The sequence below is a fragment of the Streptomyces brevispora genome (assembly GCF_007829885.1).
Taxonomy (GTDB): domain Bacteria; phylum Actinomycetota; class Actinomycetes; order Streptomycetales; family Streptomycetaceae; genus Streptomyces; species Streptomyces brevispora.
The window spans coordinates 4,733,688-4,750,780 of record NZ_VIWW01000001.1 but is presented as its reverse complement, the minus strand read 5'-3'; the positions used below and the strand labels follow the sequence as shown (position 1 = coordinate 4,750,780).

General features: G+C 68.8%; 19 protein-coding genes, 5 tRNA genes and 1 pseudogene. 6 read left to right on the top strand and 19 right to left on the bottom strand.

The window, feature by feature from the left end:
• Positions 1-9 precede the first annotated feature (9 nt).
• Complete coding sequence (gene cofC / locus FHX80_RS22160) at positions 10-693, top strand: 2-phospho-L-lactate guanylyltransferase (RefSeq protein WP_145765792.1); 684 nt, start codon at positions 10-12, stop codon at positions 691-693.
• Positions 694-703: 10 nt separating this feature from the next.
• Positions 704-907 carry a hypothetical protein gene (locus FHX80_RS22155; protein ID WP_145765791.1) on the top strand — a complete coding sequence of 68 codons (204 nt, stop codon included), beginning with the start codon at positions 704-706 and terminating at the stop codon, positions 905-907.
• Positions 908-1,008: 101 nt separating this feature from the next.
• Here the strand turns inward: FHX80_RS22155 and FHX80_RS22150 are convergent, their stop codons facing one another.
• The 4 genes from FHX80_RS22150 to leuC form a co-directional block, all read right to left on the bottom strand.
• Entirely contained in the window at positions 1,009-1,671 is a 663-nt protein-coding gene (locus FHX80_RS22150; protein ID WP_145765790.1) for an HU family DNA-binding protein, read from the bottom strand.
• 143 nt (positions 1,672-1,814) lie between these two features.
• Positions 1,815-2,042, bottom strand: coding sequence for an SCO5555 family protein (locus FHX80_RS22145; protein ID WP_145765789.1), 228 nt, complete (start codon positions 2,040-2,042; stop codon positions 1,815-1,817).
• 104 nt (positions 2,043-2,146) lie between these two features.
• Positions 2,147-2,740, bottom strand: coding sequence for a 3-isopropylmalate dehydratase small subunit (gene leuD, locus FHX80_RS22140; RefSeq protein ID WP_145765788.1), 594 nt, complete (start codon positions 2,738-2,740; stop codon positions 2,147-2,149).
• Between the two features lie 5 nt (positions 2,741-2,745).
• Entirely contained in the window at positions 2,746-4,170 is a 1,425-nt protein-coding gene (leuC, locus tag FHX80_RS22135) for a 3-isopropylmalate dehydratase large subunit (protein ID WP_145765787.1), read from the bottom strand.
• Positions 4,171-4,344: 174 nt separating this feature from the next.
• Here leuC and ndgR point away from each other — a divergent pair, with 174 nt between their 5' ends.
• Positions 4,345-5,061: an IclR family transcriptional regulator NdgR gene (gene ndgR, locus FHX80_RS22130; protein WP_024490257.1), complete on the top strand. Its 717-nt coding sequence runs from the start codon at positions 4,345-4,347 to the stop codon at positions 5,059-5,061.
• A gap of 62 nt (positions 5,062-5,123) precedes the next feature.
• On the opposite strand, the pseudogene FHX80_RS35870 reads toward ndgR, so the two are convergent.
• Positions 5,124-5,372 (bottom strand): annotated as a pseudogene (locus tag FHX80_RS35870) (monooxygenase family protein); the annotation flags it as partial.
• On the opposite strand from FHX80_RS35870, the gene FHX80_RS35865 reads away from it, so the two are divergent.
• Positions 5,340-5,858: a transcriptional regulator gene (locus tag FHX80_RS35865; RefSeq protein WP_244318376.1), complete on the top strand. Its 519-nt coding sequence runs from the start codon at positions 5,340-5,342 to the stop codon at positions 5,856-5,858. The pseudogene FHX80_RS35870 and the gene FHX80_RS35865 sit on opposite strands and share 33 nt — an antisense overlap.
• 81 nt (positions 5,859-5,939) lie before the next feature.
• On the opposite strand, the gene FHX80_RS22115 is transcribed toward FHX80_RS35865, so the two are convergent.
• The 9 genes from FHX80_RS22115 to FHX80_RS22075 all read right to left on the bottom strand — a co-directional run bounded on the left by FHX80_RS22115 (position 5,940) and on the right by FHX80_RS22075 (position 8,673).
• Positions 5,940-6,012, bottom strand: a tRNA-Glu gene (locus FHX80_RS22115).
• Positions 6,013-6,039: 27 nt separating this feature from the next.
• Positions 6,040-6,111: transfer RNA gene (locus tag FHX80_RS22110), tRNA-Gln, on the bottom strand.
• Between the two features lie 12 nt (positions 6,112-6,123).
• A tRNA-Glu gene (locus tag FHX80_RS22105) sits at positions 6,124-6,196 on the bottom strand.
• Positions 6,197-6,256: 60 nt separating this feature from the next.
• Positions 6,257-6,329 (bottom strand) — tRNA-Glu (locus FHX80_RS22100).
• A 27-nt stretch (positions 6,330-6,356) separates the two neighbouring features.
• Positions 6,357-6,428: transfer RNA gene (locus FHX80_RS22095), tRNA-Gln, on the bottom strand.
• An 86-nt stretch (positions 6,429-6,514) separates the two neighbouring features.
• A complete protein-coding gene (locus FHX80_RS22090; protein ID WP_145765784.1) occupies positions 6,515-7,234 on the bottom strand; it encodes an HAD family hydrolase in 720 nt (239 codons plus the stop codon).
• A gap of 18 nt (positions 7,235-7,252) precedes the next feature.
• A complete protein-coding gene (locus FHX80_RS22085; RefSeq protein WP_167523597.1) occupies positions 7,253-7,867 on the bottom strand; it encodes a type I restriction-modification enzyme R subunit C-terminal domain-containing protein in 615 nt (204 codons plus the stop codon).
• Between the two features lie 154 nt (positions 7,868-8,021).
• The gene (locus tag FHX80_RS22080) at positions 8,022-8,222 is read right to left on the bottom strand and encodes a DUF397 domain-containing protein (protein ID WP_145765783.1); all 201 of its coding nucleotides are present in this window, start codon (positions 8,220-8,222) and stop codon (positions 8,022-8,024) included.
• Between the two features lie 16 nt (positions 8,223-8,238).
• On the bottom strand, positions 8,239-8,673 hold the full coding sequence (locus FHX80_RS22075; protein ID WP_145765782.1) for a helix-turn-helix domain-containing protein: 435 nt from the start codon (positions 8,671-8,673) through the stop codon (positions 8,239-8,241).
• Between the two features lie 95 nt (positions 8,674-8,768).
• Here FHX80_RS22075 and FHX80_RS35860 point away from each other — a divergent pair, with 95 nt between their 5' ends.
• On the top strand, positions 8,769-9,191 hold the full coding sequence (locus tag FHX80_RS35860; protein WP_244318374.1) for a DUF3800 domain-containing protein: 423 nt from the start codon (positions 8,769-8,771) through the stop codon (positions 9,189-9,191).
• A gap of 289 nt (positions 9,192-9,480) precedes the next feature.
• Here FHX80_RS35860 and FHX80_RS22065 read toward each other — a convergent pair whose 3' ends face one another.
• The 5 genes from FHX80_RS22065 to FHX80_RS22045 all read right to left on the bottom strand — a co-directional run bounded on the left by FHX80_RS22065 (position 9,481) and on the right by FHX80_RS22045 (position 12,716).
• Complete coding sequence (locus FHX80_RS22065) at positions 9,481-9,852, bottom strand: PIN domain-containing protein (RefSeq protein ID WP_145765781.1); 372 nt, start codon at positions 9,850-9,852, stop codon at positions 9,481-9,483.
• Positions 9,849-10,112, bottom strand: coding sequence for a hypothetical protein (locus FHX80_RS22060; RefSeq protein WP_145765780.1), 264 nt, complete (start codon positions 10,110-10,112; stop codon positions 9,849-9,851). The genes FHX80_RS22065 and FHX80_RS22060 overlap by 4 nt, the downstream gene beginning before the upstream one ends.
• 77 nt (positions 10,113-10,189) lie before the next feature.
• Positions 10,190-11,662 carry a glutamate--tRNA ligase gene (gene gltX, locus FHX80_RS22055; protein WP_145765779.1) on the bottom strand — a complete coding sequence of 491 codons (1,473 nt, stop codon included), beginning with the start codon at positions 11,660-11,662 and terminating at the stop codon, positions 10,190-10,192.
• The gene (locus FHX80_RS22050; RefSeq protein ID WP_145765778.1) at positions 11,655-12,431 is read right to left on the bottom strand and encodes a fumarylacetoacetate hydrolase family protein; all 777 of its coding nucleotides are present in this window, start codon (positions 12,429-12,431) and stop codon (positions 11,655-11,657) included. Before FHX80_RS22050 ends, gltX begins: the two co-directional genes overlap by 8 nt.
• A gap of 93 nt (positions 12,432-12,524) precedes the next feature.
• Positions 12,525-12,716, bottom strand: coding sequence for a hypothetical protein (locus FHX80_RS22045; protein ID WP_145765777.1), 192 nt, complete (start codon positions 12,714-12,716; stop codon positions 12,525-12,527).
• 593 nt (positions 12,717-13,309) lie between these two features.
• On the opposite strand from FHX80_RS22045, the gene FHX80_RS22040 reads away from it, so the two are divergent.
• Positions 13,310-17,089: a sensor histidine kinase gene (locus FHX80_RS22040; RefSeq protein WP_145765776.1), complete on the top strand. Its 3,780-nt coding sequence runs from the start codon at positions 13,310-13,312 to the stop codon at positions 17,087-17,089.
• Positions 17,090-17,093: the final 4 nt, after the last annotated feature.

The window sequence follows — 17,093 nt, the reverse complement described above, 5'->3', positions numbered from 1 at the left end:
TGGGTGGCTATGCGTATCGAGGGGGAGACCGCCACGAACACCGACCCGACCGGCCGCTGGTCCCTGGTCGTCCCGTTGAAGCCCCTGGCGGTGGCCAAGAGCAGGCTGACGCCCTCGTCGGGCGCCCTGTTGCGGCCCCGACTCGCTCTGGCCTTCGCCCAGGACACCGTGCACGCCGCGCTGGCCTGCCGGGCCGTCCGCGATGTGGTGGTCGTCACGGACGACACGAGGGCCGGCGCCGCGCTGGCGGCTCTCGGTGCCCGCATCGTGGCCGACTCCCCCGCCGCCGGGCTCAACGCGGCCCTCGCGCACGGTGCACGGGCGGTGCGGGCGGCCCGGCCCGGAGCGGCCGTCGCCGTGCTGAACGCCGATCTGCCCGCACTGCGTCACACGGAATTGACCCGGGTGCTCGATTTCTCAGTCGCTTTTCCCCGGGCATTTGTGACCGATGCGGCGGGAATCGGAACGACATTTCTGTCCGCAGGGACAGGAGTGGAATTGCACCCGAATTTCGGCGGGCTGTCGCGGGCCCGGCATCTCGCGTCCGGCGCCGCGGAAATCACGCTCTCCGGCATCGATTCGGTGCGCCAGGACGTGGACACCGGCGACGACCTGCGGGCCGCGCTGGCCCTGGGTGTGGGCCCGTACACGGCGGGGCGCTGGGCCGCGGGAGTCCCGGCGCGGGACCGATAGGCTGCCGTTCATGCAGGCGACCTCGTACACGTACGACCCCGAGACGCGCACCGGCAGCGTGCTGCTCGACGACGGCACCCCGGTGGACTTCGACGCCGCCGCCTTCGACGCCGGCGGCCTGCGGCTGCTGCGTCCGGGTCAGCGGGTGCGGATCGAGGGCCCGGGCGAGGGCGCCGGGCTGCGGATCACCCTGGTGACGCTGCAGACCTTCTGAGCCCCCTCGCGCCGCCCGGAGCGGGCCGGAACAGCCCGCGGGCCGGGCTCCCCGAGGGGAGCCCGGCCCGGCGCGTGTGAGGAGCCCTGTGCTGCTCGGTCTCACTTCTTCCGTGCGGTGGCCTTCTTGGCCGTGGTCTTGCGCGCCGTGGTCTTCTTCGCGGGCGCCTTCTTCGCCGTGGTCTTCTTGGCGGGCGCGGTCTTGCTCGCGACGGCCTTCTTCGCCGCCGTCGCCGTCTTCTTCGCCGCCGCGGGGGTCGCCTTCTTCGCGGCCGCCGTGGTCTTCTTCACCGCCACGGACGCCTTCTTGGCGGTGGTCTTCTTCGCGGGGGCCGTGGTCTTCTTCGCCGCTGCCACGGTCTTCTTGGCGGTGGCCTTCTTCGCGGTGGCCTTCTTGGCGGCCGCCTTGGCCGTCGTGCGGGTGGAAGAACCGCCCGAGAGGCTGCCCTTGGGCGCCTTCTTCACGGCCACATCGTTCTTGGGGAGCTTCTTCGAGCCGCTCACCAGGTCCTTGAAGCCCTGTCCCGCACGGAAACGCGGCACCGAGGTCTTCTTGACCCGTACGCGCTCACCCGTCTGCGGGTTGCGGGCGTAGCGGGCCGGACGGTCGACCTTCTCGAACGAGCCGAAGCCGGTGACCGAAACGCGGTCACCTGCGACAACTGCACGAACGATCGCGTCGAGCACCGCATCGACGGCGTCTGCGGCCTGCTGACGGCCGCCGACCTTGTCGGCAATCGCTTCTACGAGCTGCGCCTTGTTCACGTCTTCCCCTTCGGAGACATAGCCAGAACGAAAGTGTTCAAGCTTTTTCGCACGTTAGGCAGATATATACCGCAAATCAAACACGAAACGGGCTAATCACCCTAGTGCCGCAACGAAGTCGACCGCTGCGCAGTTCCGCAGAGTCAGTCACCTTCGGGGAATCGGCCCTCATCGAGGTCCTTCATCAACCGGTCCAGACGCCTTGCCGCGTCTGGGAGATCGTGCTTCGCCGCGGCCGTGACGACCAGCAGCTTCCGGGACAGCGCCATCCGTACGCCCTCCGGGACTTGCAGTGCACGCACTCGTGAGTGCGCTTCCTTCAATCGGTCGGCGACTTGGCCGTAAAGCTTGAGTTGGCTGTCGCGTTCCATGCACCGATTGTGCCATCTGGGGCGAGTTGTCGCCCGACGGGGTCTCAACAAGCGACTGCGCCCCCTACCGGACGGCAGGGGGCGCAGTACTGGAAAGACGCTGCTCAGGCGTTAATTGTACGTGGCTTGTGGGCCGGCCTGGTCGCCTCGTAAGCCGAGATGTCCGCTTCGTTCTGCAGGGTGAGGCTGATGTCGTCCAGCCCGTTCAGCAGCCGCCAGCGGGCGTTCTCGTCGAGTTCGAAGTCGGCGGCGATGCCTTCGGCGAGGACCTGCCGCTTCTCCAGGTCGACCGTGATCTCGGCTGTCGGGTCGGCCTCGGTCAGCTCCCACAGGGCGTCGACGACCTGCTGGTCCAGGACCACGGTCAACAGCCCGTTCTTCAGCGAGTTGCCGCGGAAGATGTCGGCGAACCGGGAGGAGATGACGGCCTTGAAGCCGAAGTTCTGCAGGGCCCAGACGGCGTGCTCGCGGGACGACCCGGTACCGAAGTCCGGACCGGCCACCAGCACCGAGGCGCCCTTGCGCTCCGGGCGGTTGAGGACGAAGTTCTCGTCCTTGCGCCAGGCCTCGAAGAGCCCGTCCTCGAAGCCGTCCCGGGTGACCTTCTTCAGCCAGTGGGCGGGGATGATCTGGTCGGTGTCGACGTTGCTGCGGCGCAGCGGGACGGCCCGGCCGGTGTGCGCGATGAAAGCTTCCATGATTCTCAGACTCCGGCGGACGTGCGGTCGTCGGACAGGTCGGCCGGCGAGGCCAGGTGGCCCAGCACGGCGGTGGCGGCGGCGACCTGCGGGGAGACCAGGTGCGTACGGCCGCCCTTGCCCTGCCGGCCCTCGAAGTTGCGGTTCGAGGTGGAGGCGGAGCGCTCGCCGGGGGCCAGCTGGTCGGGGTTCATGCCGAGGCACATCGAGCAACCCGCGTGCCGCCATTCGGCGCCGGCGGTCTTGAAGACCTTGTCCAGGCCCTCCTCGACGGCCTGCAGGGCGACCCGGACGGAGCCGGGGACGACCAGCATCCGTACACCGTCGGCGACTTTGCGGCCGTCCATGATCGCGGCCGCGTTGCGCAGGTCCTCGATCCGGCCGTTGGTGCAGGAACCTACGAAGACGGTGTCGACGTTGATCTCGCGCAGCGGCTGCCCGGCGGTCAACCCCATGTACTCCAGGGCCTTTTCGGCGGCGTTGCGCTCCGACGCGTCCTCGTACGAAGCAGGGTCGGGGACGTTGGCCGACAGGGGCGCGCCCTGGCCGGGGTTGGTGCCCCAGGTGACGAACGGGGCCAGTTCGGCGGCCTCGATGACCACCTCGGCGTCGAAGACCGCGTCGTCGTCGGTCCGCAGCGTCTTCCAGTACGCCACCGCGGCGTCCCAGTCCTCGCCCTGCGGGGCGTGGTCGCGGCCCTGCAGATAGTCGAAGGTGGTCCGGTCGGGGGCGATCATGCCTGCCCGCGCACCGGCCTCGATCGACATGTTGCAGATGGTCATCCGGGCTTCCATCGAGAGCTTCTCGATGGCGGAGCCGCGGTATTCGAGGATGTAGCCCTGGCCGCCGCCGGTGCCGATCCGCGCGATGATCGCGAGGATCAGGTCCTTGGCGGTGACGCTGTCGGGCAGTTCGCCCTCGACGGTGATCGCCATCGTCTTCGGGCGGGCCAGCGGCAGCGTCTGGGTGGCCAGTACGTGCTCGACCTGGCTGGTGCCGATACCGAACGCCAGCGCACCGAAGGCACCGTGCGTGGAAGTGTGGGAATCGCCACATACGACCGTGGTGCCGGGCTGGGTCAGCCCCAGCTGCGGGCCGACCACGTGCACGACGCCCTGCTCGACGTCGCCCAGCGGGTGCAGCCGGACGCCGAACTCCGCGCAGTTCTTGCGCAGGGTCTCCAGTTGCGCGCGGGAGACCGGGTCGGCGATCGGCTTGTCGATGTCGAGGGTCGGGGTGTTGTGATCCTCGGTGGCGATGGTGAGGTCGAGGCGCCGCACCGGGCGTCCGGCCTGCCGCAGACCGTCGAAGGCCTGCGGGCTGGTCACCTCGTGCAGCAGGTGCAGATCGATGAAGAGGAGGTCGGGCTCACCTTCGGCGCGCCGGACGACATGGTCGTCCCAAACCTTCTCCGCGAGTGTCCTACCCATCGCTTTCCCTCCGGCCGGCTTCGTCGCCGGCCCAACTAGAGATTCGGTGCGCCACTGTCCGGACCCCCGTGCGGGGCGGTGGCTACGGGCCGTTGTGGGGCCGTCCGTACAGGTTCGCAACTTCCCTGGAATATTGAACTTGCGTTTCACAGAGTGAGACGCGAGTATCGTCGTATGGACAACTCTAGCGGCGTCGGCGTTCTCGACAAGGCAGCTCTGGTCTTGAGCGCCCTGGAGTCCGGTCCGGCCACCCTCGCCGGGTTGGTCGCTGCGACCGGGCTCGCACGACCCACGGCTCACCGGCTGGCCGTGGCACTGGAACACCACCGCATGGTGGCGAGGGACATGCAGGGCCGCTTCATCCTCGGCCCCCGGCTGTCGGAACTCGCGGCCGCGGCGGGCGAGGACCGGCTGCTGGCAACGGCGGGACCGGTGCTCACCCACCTGCGCGACATCACCGGCGAGAGCGCCCAGCTCTATCGCCGGCAGGGCGACATGCGGATCTGCGTGGCGGCGGCGGAGCGGCTGTCCGGCCTGCGGGACACCGTGCCGGTCGGCTCCACGCTCACCATGAAGGCGGGATCGTCCGCCCAGATCCTGATGGCCTGGGAGGAGCCGGAGCGCCTGCACCGCGGCCTCCAGGGCGCCCGCTTCACCGCGACGGCACTCTCCGGCGTACGCCGCCGGGGCTGGGCCCAGTCGATCGGCGAGCGGGAACCGGGCGTCGCCTCGGTCTCCGCGCCGGTGCGCGGTCCCTCGAACCGGGTGGTCGCGGCGGTCTCCGTCTCCGGGCCCATCGAGCGGCTGACCCGCCACCCGGGCCGGATGCACGCCCAGGCCATCATCGACTCGGCGGCCCGGCTGAGCGAGGCCCTGCGCCGCACCGGCTGACCCGCCGGCCCCACCCTTCCGGAAACCGGCCGCCCCAGCGCCGTGGCGGCCCCTTCAGAACCTCACTTCGCCGGTGAACGGTGCGCGAGGCGCTCCGCCGCCCTGCGCCCCCGCCCCTCGATCGGCAGCATCCCGGTCGCCGCGGCCAGCCCGTACGCCGGCATGTCGGCGTAGATGGACTCGTAGCCGCCCTCGGGCACCATGTAGGTCTCGTGCCACAGCCCCACGCGCTGACGGGACTTCGTCTCCTTGCGGTTGATCATCGCCCACGCCTTGCGGTGGAACATGTCGGGCGCCGCCGCGTACGCGTACTGCTCCAGGTCGGCCGCCTCCCGGTCGCCACGGCCCGCGAGGTGCTGAAGTACGTCGACGACGAGTCGCTGGGCCGGACGATCCGACTGGGCGCCGCCCTCTGGGCGCTCCCGCACGGCCCGGAACCGGACGAGGAGGCACCGGAAACCGCGCTCGCCCGGGACGAAGTGGAGCGGCTCCTGGGCCGGTTGGGGTGGACCACCGCTCAGGAGATCGGTTCGCTCTCCCCCGTCCACCGGTCCGTGGTGGCGTCGCTGGCCACGCTCATCCGTCTCGGCTATCCCTGCGAGGGCGACTACCTGGTGGAGCAGGCGCGGCTCACGCATCAAGTGGCGGTCCGCGACCTGGACATGATGGAAACGTATCCGTCGGAGGCGGAGCAGGTGGAGAAGGCGGTCGCCTCCGCGGTCCTGTACGAACCGCTGCTGGCCTCCCTGCGCCGACAGGCCCAGGAGGAGGAGTCCGCGCGGCGGTTCGGGCTCTGAGCCCGGCCGGGTCGAACGGCCCGCGTACACAAGCAGAAAGCCCCTCACCGGAGTGAAGGGCCACTGTCTTGCGCTCTGTTGTACCCCCGACCGGATTCGAACCGGCGCTACTGCCGTGAGAGGGCAGCGTGCTAGGCCGCTACACAACGGGGGCTTGATTACTGCGACTTGCTGTCTTGCGCTGGGCTACCAGGACTCGAACCTAGAATGACGGTACCAGAAACCGTAGTGTTGCCAATTACACCATAGCCCATGGTGTTACAAGTACCCCCGACCGGATTCGAACCGGCGCTACTGCCGTGAGAGGGCAGCGTGCTAGGCCGCTACACAACGGGGGCCCTAGCGATCCTGCATCGAGAGCGTGGGTGCGACCCAAATGTTCTCGCGGGAAGGATCTGTACCCCCGACCGGATTCGAACCGGCGCTACTGCCGTGAGAGGGCAGCGTGCTAGGCCGCTACACAACGGGGGCTTAATTACTGCGACTTGCTGTCTTGCGCTGGGCTACCAGGACTCGAACCTAGAATGACGGTACCAGAAACCGTAGTGTTGCCAATTACACCATAGCCCACTGAAAAGCAACCCCATGGGGATCTCTCTTCTGTCTGCGCTTCCCGACCGGATCTTTCGGGCCGTTCGGGCGGCGCAGGAAGAACATTACCCGAAGGTGTCCGGCGCTCCAAAACGGGTATCGCCCGCCAGCAGGCCGGGAAGCTGGTCCAGGGCCGTGATCCGGACGAGTTCCGGACGTCCGCCCCGGCCGCCCCGGTCCAGCCAGATCCCGGTCAGCCCGGCGGCCACCGCACCGGCGGCGTCGATATCGGGTTCGTCCCCGACGTAGGCGACCTCGTGCGGATCGAGCGCGAGGGCCTGGCAGGCTGCGTGGAAGGCCCCGGCGGCGGGCTTGGAGACGCCCAGCTCAACGGCGCAGACCACCGCCTCGAAGCGGTCCCGCACCCCGAGCTCGCGCAGCTTGCGGTCCTGGCTGTGGATGCTGGAATTCGACAGTACGGCGTGCCTGAAATCACCTGCCAGCCGGTCCAGCACGGGCACGGTGTCCGGGAACAGCGACCAGGCGGCCTCGTAGTGGGCCGCATGCCGGCCGAACCAGCTGTCGGCCTCCTCATCGCTGAGGCCTCGCCCGAGGAACGAGCGGACCCGCCCCCTCCGCTGCCCCTGAAAGTCGGTCTCCCCGGCGGCGAATCGCGCCCAGTGCACGTCCGTGATCGACTTCCACGCGTCGAGTGCCTGCTCGTGGGACGCATACCCGCCGGGCAGGCCCTCGGCCTCGAGGTGCTTGCGCATGCCGATGCGGTCGGCGCCCGAATAGTCAAAGATCGTGTCGTCGATGTCCCAGAGGACAGCTCGGATCGGCATGCGTCCGAGAGTACGCGGCTACGCGGCGAGACCGGTGGGCTTCGCGGTGCTTTGCAGGCCGATGAAGACAATCTTGAGGTCATCGATCTGCTCAAGGGAGAACAGGTCGTCCGGACCGCCGGGCGCGCGGTCGTGGAAGGGACTGCCGACTTCGTACAGGTCCCCGACGTCGAGCACACCACGCTTGGTGACCACGTCGTCGATCAGCGTGATGAAGTCCAGCTGCGAGGCACTCAAATGCATTCCTGCGATGAAGCTCTCGAATGCCCGCTGGGCCGCCTGCCGGTCCAGTCCGCACAGGGTGCGGACGAACAGACCAAGACCTCCCGCGGCCCGGACCTCGTCAAGATCCTCGGGCGAGGCCACCGCCTCGGCAAGGAAGATCTCTTCCAGACCGGCGAGGTCGTCTTCGGTGATTTGTTCGTTGTGACGCAGCTTGTGGACGGTCGGCAGATTCTGGTGACACATGATCTCGGGGTCGCGGACCTTGAAGTTCTGCCAGCGCAGGTCCTGCTGGGCCTCGTCGAAGAACGGGTCAGGGTCAGGTGTGCCCGTGGCGTTTGCCCGGCGATCCTTGACCGTCTGGAGCTCGTCCAGGCGCTTGATGAAGAGCAGGTACGTGATCTCCTCCATCACCTCCAGCGGATTGGCGATGCCCCGACCAGAACGCGTCCCACCTTGCTCTTCACTTCACCGGTAATCACCCCGCGAGCTTGCTTCCGCCCACTGACACCCGAGAGCCACTCCGGCACACCCGCTCCTGCGCTGCAGCAGCGCAGTCACGTCCTCACTCGGCCTGCACCCCGAGGCTCCCATTCGCCTTGATCGACGCGACCAACGCAGACATGCCGGCCCGGGTGGCCGCGAGTATCACATCCGGGTCGTCGCTCTCACGCAACCGGAGCGTGCCGTCGGGCGCAGCGGCCACGTTGACGCAGTTCGCAGCCTCGCCGCTGAACGACGACTTCTGCCAGACCAAGTTGGCCACGGGATTCCTCTTTCTCTCAGAGTGAGCGCATGACGTGCAGGATGAGGTCCCGGGACTTCGGCGGTCCGAGCGCACACGCCTCCATGCGGTCCAGCACCGTTCGGTACTTGGCGAGCTGAGCCTCACCGTCGACGAACACGGAGCCATGGTCCGCATCCAGTTGAACAGTGTCCAGCCGCGGAAGCGGGCCACCGAATTGGACGATCCCGTGACCGGCGCCGGGAAAGGTCCCCATCCCGAAGGGGATCACCGAGACTGTCAGGTGCGCCTCTTCGCTGCAATCGATCAACTCGCCGTCGGCGCACTCGTACAGTCTGGCCAGCGCCCTGACCCGCTCGGCGCTTACCGCATAGCCGCCGGCCTCGATATTGCTGATACGAGACTGCGTCGCACCGAAGAGTTCTCCCAGGCACCGTTGCCTCACGGACGGCGGAAGTTTGGCACGGGCCACTGTCCTTGCTCCTCGCGTACAGGGCCGCCCAAATCAAGGGCGCTGACGTCCGTAAGAACCTCAGAGCGGGCAACCACAGTTGGCACCGCGCGGCCATGGAGCTGCTGTCGTCCCTGCTCGGCATACTGGAACGCCACGACACGCGGCTCCTCGCCCGCGTCTGGATCAAGGAGGAAGGACTCGCCTTCAACGAGTCCGGCGTCTACCCGACCTCCGTGGGCTCTCTGACCGAGACCTTCCAGGCCCAGCTCGCCCACGAGCACTCCCGCGGAATGATGGTCCTGGACAGCCGGACCAAGGTGAAGAACGCGCCCGATGTCCACTGCGTGACGACGCGCAAGTACCGGACGGGCGGGGACGGGCTGCGCGGAATCATCGAATCGCCCGTCTTCGGGCACAGCGATACACACACCCTGCTACAGCTTGCCGATCTCGTGGTGTCGTCCCTGCTGTTCCCGATCGCTTGCCACGCTTACCTCAACGACCTGACGTGGAACGTGCACTGCGACAACGCGTAGGCACCCCTGCGCGAGCAGTCCGGGGAGCGGCTGAAGAAGCTCCAGTTCCGTTACCAGGACCGGGTCGGAAAGTGGCGCGGTGGCATCGTGGTCTCCGACCGGCGCACCGCGCAGTCCTCCAGCTTGATGTTCGGGCCCACGAAGTCGGGTACGCCGGCCTCGACATCACCGGCAGTCATCCCGGGGCAGCAGGGGATCGAAAACGTCTTGCCGCTCGCCCCGTAGCGAGAACGAAGAGGGGTCGGCAGCCCGCTGGCTGCCGACCCCCTCGCGCAGGCACTACCGACGCTCAGGGCTTGCCGATGTCGACCGCCCACACGCCGGTGGATTCATATACCTCCGGAGCTGCGGTGAGCACCTGGCTCTCCACTCCGCTGGAAACGGCCGCATAGACAGCGTGAGCATGGCGCCAGTCGACACCGGCCGCGATGGCCTGCTCCGCGGCGGCAGTGCTGGCACAGTCGAGTGGCACGAACTCCAGCCCCGGTAGCGATCCTGCGTGCGAGGCAGCGCCGGGCAGTTCCAGACTCGCCGCGAGCAGGCACAGAGCTGGCACATGGGCACGCTGCTCCGCGTCGTCCACTTCGACGACCACAATCGAGGACAGCAGCCGGTGCCCTCGACAGAGGGCCACAACGGCGGTGTGGTCAAGAATGATCACCGGCGACTTCCGATACGTCGGGCAACAATCGCCTGTCGCCACTCCTCGCCTGCGGCCAGATCGTCCGGCCCGAGATCCGTGCCGAAGTGAGCACGCACGTACGCGATCGCCTTCGCCGTCCGTTCGGCCCGCTCATCCTCCGTGGGAACGCTGGAAACCAGACGTTCCACGTACGCACGGGCACTCAGGCCACGCTCCTCCGCAAGCGCTCGGATTCGATCCCTTATCTCATCACTGATCTTGATCGTGGTGTCAGCCATGAAGTCAGAATACAACTGAATACCGATGGGGCGGCCGCTCTGCCCGAGCAACCACCCCATCGTGTGATCCGAAACCGCTACGCGGCCAGCTTCGCCAGCGCCGCGTCCACCCGGGCCAGGGTCTTCTCGCGGCCCAGGATCTCCAGGGACTCGAAGAGCGGCAGGCCGACCGTGCGGCCGGTGACGGCGACGCGGACCGGGGCCTGGGCCTTGCCGAGCTTCAGGCCGTGCTCCTCACCGGCGGCGAGGATGGCGGCCTTGAGGGTCTCCGCGTTCCACTCGGCGTCGGCCAGCTTGGCGCGGGCCGTCACGAGCAGGGCGTCGGAGCCCTCCTTCATCGCCTTGGTCCAGGACGCCTCGTCGGTCGCCGGCTCGTCGAGGAAGAGGAAGTCGACGTTGGCCGTGATCTCCGAGAGGACCGTGACGCGGGTCTGGGCGTGCGGGGCGATCGCCGCGAACAGGTCCGCGTCGAAGGCCTCCGGGGCCCAGGGGGCGAACGGGGCGCGCAGCCAGGGGCCGCAGGCCTCGGTGAAGGTCTTCACGTCGAGCCGGCGGATGTGCTCGGCGTTGACGTGCTCGCACTTCTTGAGGTCGAAGCGGGCCGGGTTGGCGTTGACGTCCTTGATGTCGAACGCGGCGACCATCTCGTCGATGTCGAAGATGTCGCGGTCCTCGGCGATCGACCAGCCGAGCAGCGAGAGGTAGTTGAGCAGCCCCTCGGGCAGGAAGCCGCGCTCGCGGTAGAGGTTGAGCGAGGCCTGCGGGTCGCGCTTGGAGAGCTTCTTGTTGCCCTCGCCCATGACGTACGGCAGGTGGCCGAACTCAGGGGTCTGCTTGGCGATGCCCAGCTCGATGAGCGCCCGGTACAACGCGATCTGGCGCGGGGTCGAGGAGAGCAGGTCCTCGCCGCGCAGGACGTGGGTGATGTCCATCAGCGCGTCGTCGACCGGGTTGACCAGCGTGTAGAGCGGGGCGCCGTTGGCGCGGACGATGCCGTAGTCCGGCACGTTCTCCGGCTGGACGGTGATGTCGCCGCGGACCAGGTCGGTGAAGGTGAGGGCCTCGTCGGGCATCCGGAAGCGGACGATCGAGGTGCGGCCCTCGGCCTCGTACGCGGACTTCTGCGCGTCGCTCAGGTCACGGCAGTGGCCGTCGTAGCCGGACGGCCTGCCGGCGGCGCGGGCGGCGTCGCGGCGGGCGTCGAGCTCCTCGGTCGTGCAGTAGCAGTGGTACGCGTGGCCGGCGGCGAGGAGCTTCCCGGCGACGTCCTGGTAGATGTCCATGCGCTGCGACTGGCGGTACGGGGCGTGCGGGCCGCCGACCTCGGGGCCCTCGTCCCAGTCGAGACCGAGCCAGCGCATCGAGTCGAGGAGCTGGTCGTACGACTCCTCGGAGTCGCGCGCCGCGTCGGTGTCCTCGATGCGGAAGACCAGGGTGCCCTGGTGGTGCCGGGCGAAGGCCCAGTTGAAGAGAGCTGTCCTGACCAGGCCCACATGGGGGTTGCCCGTCGGGGAGGGACAGAAACGTACACGGACCGGTCCGTTAACCACGCTTGATCACCTTGTTGGTGAGAGTGCCGATGCCTTCGATGGTGACGGCGACCTCGTCGCCGACGTGCAGGGGTCCGACCCCCGCGGGAGTGCCGGTGAGGATCACATCGCCCGGGAGCAGCGTCATGGCTTCCGTGATGTGGACGACCAGATCCTCGATGGAGCGGATCATGTCGCTCGTCCGGCCCAACTGGCGTTGCTCGCCGTTGACCGTGGCCTGGATGGCGAGGTCGCCGGGGTCGAGGTCGGTCTCCACCCAGGGGCCGAGCGGGCAGGAGGTGTCGAAGCCCTTGGCCCTGGCCCACTGCTTCTCGCGCTTCTGGGCGTCTCGGGCGGTGACGTCATTGGCGCAGGTGTAGCCGAAGATGACGTCCTTGACCCGCTCGCGCGGCACTTCGCGGCACATCCGGCCGATGACCACGGCCAGCTCGGCCTCGTGGTGCACCTCTTCGGAGAACGAGGGGTACTCGATGGCGTCGCCGGAACCGATCACCGAGGTGGTGGGCTTGAAGAAGGCGACGGGGACGTCGGGGACCTCGTTGCCGAGTTCCGCGGCGTGCTCCGCGTAGTTGCGGCCGATGGCCACGACCTTGTTGGGGAGTACGGGCGGCAGCAGCCGGACCTTGTCCAGCGGGACCTTGACCCCGGAGAGCTCGAACTCGGCGTACGGGATGCCCTTGATGATGTCGAGGACGAGACCATCGGGCCCGTCGCCCTCGACGGCGCCGAAGGCGACATTGCCGTCGATGGAGAACCTGGCGATGCGCACGGGAAGCTGTGGCCCCTCACTTGCTCTGGCTGAAGACTGACGCTCCAGGCTAACGCGCGTGAGGGTGACGCCTCGCTATATGAAGACCGGCGATTACTCCGCGGCGGTCGTGACGGCTTGGGGGGCGACCATGAGGATCGTGCGGCGGGGGTTGGCCGTCTGTGTCGGCAGGTCGAGCGCGTGCTCCGGCCGCTCCGGCGTGCGCAGCGCTTCGGCGTCCTTGAGGTGCGCCAGCGTCGTGCGCCGGGGGTTGGCAATGTTGCGGAACATCGTCGTCGTCTTCATCTGCCGTTCGGACCCTGTCGGTAGGGGCACCACCCGGAGGGGTGCCGGTCATCGGTTGTCGGTTTTGCCATCCGTGTAAAGCGTCAGGCTAAACATCTGATTCCCTCCGGGAGCCCGGAAGAGACGACGATCATCGTGTGAGTTTGCTCACCCAGGGGCCGACAATCACCCCAATACGGGCGGTCAACTCGACCCGAAGAAAAGGACATTCCGCCACTGAATGAATCATTCCGCTCCCGATCATGCCGTCTAGGGCACCCGCCACATACACCTGATTCACCCGCAATCGTCCATTTTGGCAGTGAACCGGCTCCACGGCTTGTCACACCACCATCACAACGCGTCACGCAGGTCACAGCCCGGTACCTGGCCCTTGTTGGAGATCCTGCACTGTGCTGGAATTCCACGCACCGCCGCAGGTTTCAGGCCGGCGCGCAGGGGGCGCAAGGGAGCGCCGAGCCGAGTGGCGGCGGGAAGGGGAAGAACGCCGGTCACTCAAGACCACCATGGGGCGGTACAACGCCCCACGACGCCGACACCGTTCCATCCGTCATTGACGGAGGGGAACGCCTGGTCCAGAGGTTGCGACGCTAGTGCAGGGACGTTTCAAGAGGGATGGCAGCGCGGCGGCCGAACAGGAGCCGCGCGGCGGGACCGACCGCGGCTCCTCGCCCCAGCACGCCCAGAACCCCGGACCGGCCACGGCCGGCGACAACACCGACCACGCCAAGCGCTCGGGCGCCGCGGCGAAGGGCGGTTCCGATCCGATCACGTCGGTCAAGCCGCAGGGCCCGGTCAACACGGGCTCGCGCGTAGCTCTCCGCAACTGGCGGATCAGTACCCGTCTGGTCTCCCTGCTCGCCCTGCCCGTGGTCGCGGCGACCACCCTGGGTGGCCTCCGCATCAACGACTCCATGAACGACATCCAGCAGCTGGAGCACATGCAGCTGCTGACCAAGATGACCAAGCAGGCGACCTCGCTGGCCCAGGCGCTCCAGGAGGAGCGCGACCGGTCGGCCGGCCCGCTGTCCAACGGAGTGCCGGACACCGACTTCAAGGTCACCGAGCCGCGGAAGAAGACCGACCGCGCGAAGAAGGCCTTCCTCGCCGCGACGAACGACATCGGTGACACCGAGGGCGACGAGGCCCTGGAGAGCATCCACTCCAGCGTCACCCAGATCGCCACGCAACTGAGCAGCATCCGCGAAACCCGTAAGCAGGCGTTCACCAAGAACAGCCCGAGCCTTCAGACCGTCGACGCGTACAGCCAGCTGATCACCTCGCTGCTGAGCCTCTCGCAGGACATGGCCCAGGCGACCAACAGCCCCGAGATGATCAAGCGGACCCGCGCCCTGGCGGCCTTCTCCTCCGCCAAGGAGTACGCCTCGATCCAGCGCGCGATCATCGCCGCGGCGCTGCCGGGCGGCAACGACAAGCAGCCGAAACTCGATTCGAACGACCGGCAGTTCGGCCTGGCGGCGCTGCGCAAGGAAGACCTGGCGCGTCGCTCGTTCGAGTCGATCTACACGACCACCGGCAACAACGCGAACGAGCTGACGGCCACGCTCGACGAGGGCAACCCGGAGATCAAGGCCGCCGACACCTACGCCAAGAAGGTGCTCGACAGCCCGATGAGCATGACCGGGACGGCCCGGCGTTCGTACCTCGACTGGTACGACCAGGACTCCAACAAGATCCAGGCCATGAAGCAGATCGAGGAGACGCTCCTCAGCGACATGGAGGGCAAGGCACGCGAACTGCGCGACCAGGCCCAGCGCGAAGCGATCATCAGCGGTGCGCTCATCCTGCTCGTGCTCGGTGTCTCGCTGGTCGGCGCCTTCGTCGTGGCCCGGTCCATGATCCGCTCGCTGCGCCGGCTCCAGGACACCGCGACGCGCGTCGCCCAGGACCGGCTGCCGGAGCTCGTCAAGCAGCTCTCCGAGGCCGACCCGCAGGACGTCGACACCTCGGTCGAGTCGGTCGGTGTGCACTCCCGGGACGAGATCGGCAAGGTCGCCGCGGCCTTCGACGACGTGCACCGCGAGGCCGTCCGCCTCGCCGCCGAGCAGGCCCTCCTCCGAGGCAACGTCAACGCGATGTTCACCAACCTCTCGCGTCGTTCGCAGGGCCTCATCCAGCGTCAGCTCTCACTCATCTCCGAGCTGGAGTCGCGCGAGGCCGACCCGGACCAGCTGTCCTCGCTCTTCAAGCTCGACCACCTCGCGACCCGTATGCGCCGTAACGGTGAGAACCTCCTCGTCCTCGCGGGCGAGGAGCCGGGCCGCCGGTGGACCCGTCCGGTGCCGCTGGTCGACGTGCTCCGTGCCGCCGCCTCCGAGGTGGAGCAGTACGAGCGCATCGAACTGGCCGCGGTGCCCGCCACCGAGGTCGCCGGCCGGGTCGTCAACGACCTCGTGCACCTCCTCGCCGAGCTGCTGGAGAACGCCACGTCGTTCTCCTCGCCGCAGACGAAGGTCCGGGTCACCGGTCACGCACTGCCCGACGGCCGGGTGCTCGTCGAGATCCACGACACGGGTATCGGCCTCTCCCCCGAGGACCTCGCGGCGATCAACGAGCGGCTCGCCTCGCCGCCCACCGTGGACGTCTCGGTCTCCCGCCGCATGGGTCTGTTCGTGGTCGGCCGGCTGTCCCTGCGCCACGGCATCCGGATCCAGCTGCGGCCCTCCGACTCCGGTGGTACGACCGCGCTGGTCATGCTCCCCGTCGATGTCGCGCACGGCGGCAAGATGCCGGTTCCGAAGCAGGCCCAGGGCCAGCAGTCCGCTCCCGGCGGCCTGCTCGCCGGTGGCGCTCCCCGTCCCGGTCTCGACAGTGCTCCGTCGGCTCCCGGCGGCCGGCTCCCGGCCGGTTCTGGTGCCGGTCGCGGTCAGGTCGGTCCGGGCTCCGGTCAGCGGGCCGCGCTGCCCGCCCGGGACACCGCCGGCCGGTCCCAGAACCAGCAGGGCCAGCCCGGTCAGCAGGGCCAGCCCGGTCAGCAGGGCCAGCCCGGTCAGCACGGCCGGCCCGGCCAGCCCGGTCAGCAGAACTCTGGCTTCCAGAGCGCCGGGCTGTCCGGCACCGGTCCGCAGGGCCGGCAGCCTCAGGACGCCTCGCGTCAGGAGCCGCAGCGTCAGGGCGGCGGCCTCTCCGGCGCCTTCGGCGGCGGTGCCCGGCTGGGCGCCCGCGGCCAGGGCGACGGCACCGGCCGTACGGACTCGGGCCAGCCCGGCATGTTCGATCAGCGGCGTCCGGAGCAGAACGGCCAGGGTGCGGGGAACGGCCCCGGCCGGCACGCTCCGCAGAACCCGGCGGGCCAGGGCGGCTTCCAGCAGCACGGCGGTCCGGGCGAGAACGGCCGTCAGCTGCCCCCGGTCGGCGGTCCGCGTGCGGAACTGCCCGGTGGCAACCCTCAGCCGCAGCGCCCGCAGGCCACCAGCTGGGGCTCCCAGGGGCAGTCCGCACCTCAGCAGCCCTCCGCGCACGACGCCCCCCGCGGTCACGAGGAGCCGGAGTCCACCAGCCAGTTCCAGCGGCCGCTGAACCCGCCTCCGCACGGCCGGCGTCCGTCGATGGACGACCGGCAGGGGCCGGGCTCCACCTCGGAGTTCACCCGCCCGGACTACTCGGCGCCCGCTCCGGGTCCGCAGTACGGGCCGGGTCAGCCGCAGGCGCCGGACCCGGCGAGCACCGCGCAGTTCCCCCGCCCCGACTTCGGCCGTCCGCAGGACCAGGGCCAGGGGCAGGGACAGGTCGCGCCGGCCCGGCGCGACCGCGGCAACGAGGACTTCGGTGCTCCGCGTCCGCCCGTCGCGCAGCAGCCGGACCCGCAGTACCGGCCGGCCCTGCCGCAGCAGCCCGAGGCGCTTCCGCCGGCCTCCGGGCCCGGCGACGGCCGTACGCCGCTGTACGACACGCTGGAGACGAACTGGTTCCACGGTCCGCAGCAGAACGGCCAGCAGCAGCCGCCGCCGCCCGCCACGCCGCAGACACCGGCCTTCACCCAGCAGTCCGCCGACGAGCGTCCGGCACCGCCCGCACCGCAGCACGGTACGGGCGACACCAACGGCGTCACGAGCTCCTGGCGCGCCTCGCCGAACGATGAACTCGTCCGGCAGGCGGAGCGGGTGAAGAAGCCCGCAGCAGGCGGAATTACTACTTCCGGTCTGCCTCGCCGGGTCCCGCGTGCCAATCTGGTACCGGGCACCGCCCAACAGCAGAATCATCAGTCAGGTCCCCAGGTGTCGCGCGCGCCGGATGATGTGCGCGGGCGGCTTACCAATCTCCGCCGGGGCATCCAGCAAGGGCGTCAGGCCAACAACGGCCAGTCGACCGGCAGTTTCCCACTCGGCCCCACTCACCAGCAGGAGCGTTAGTTGA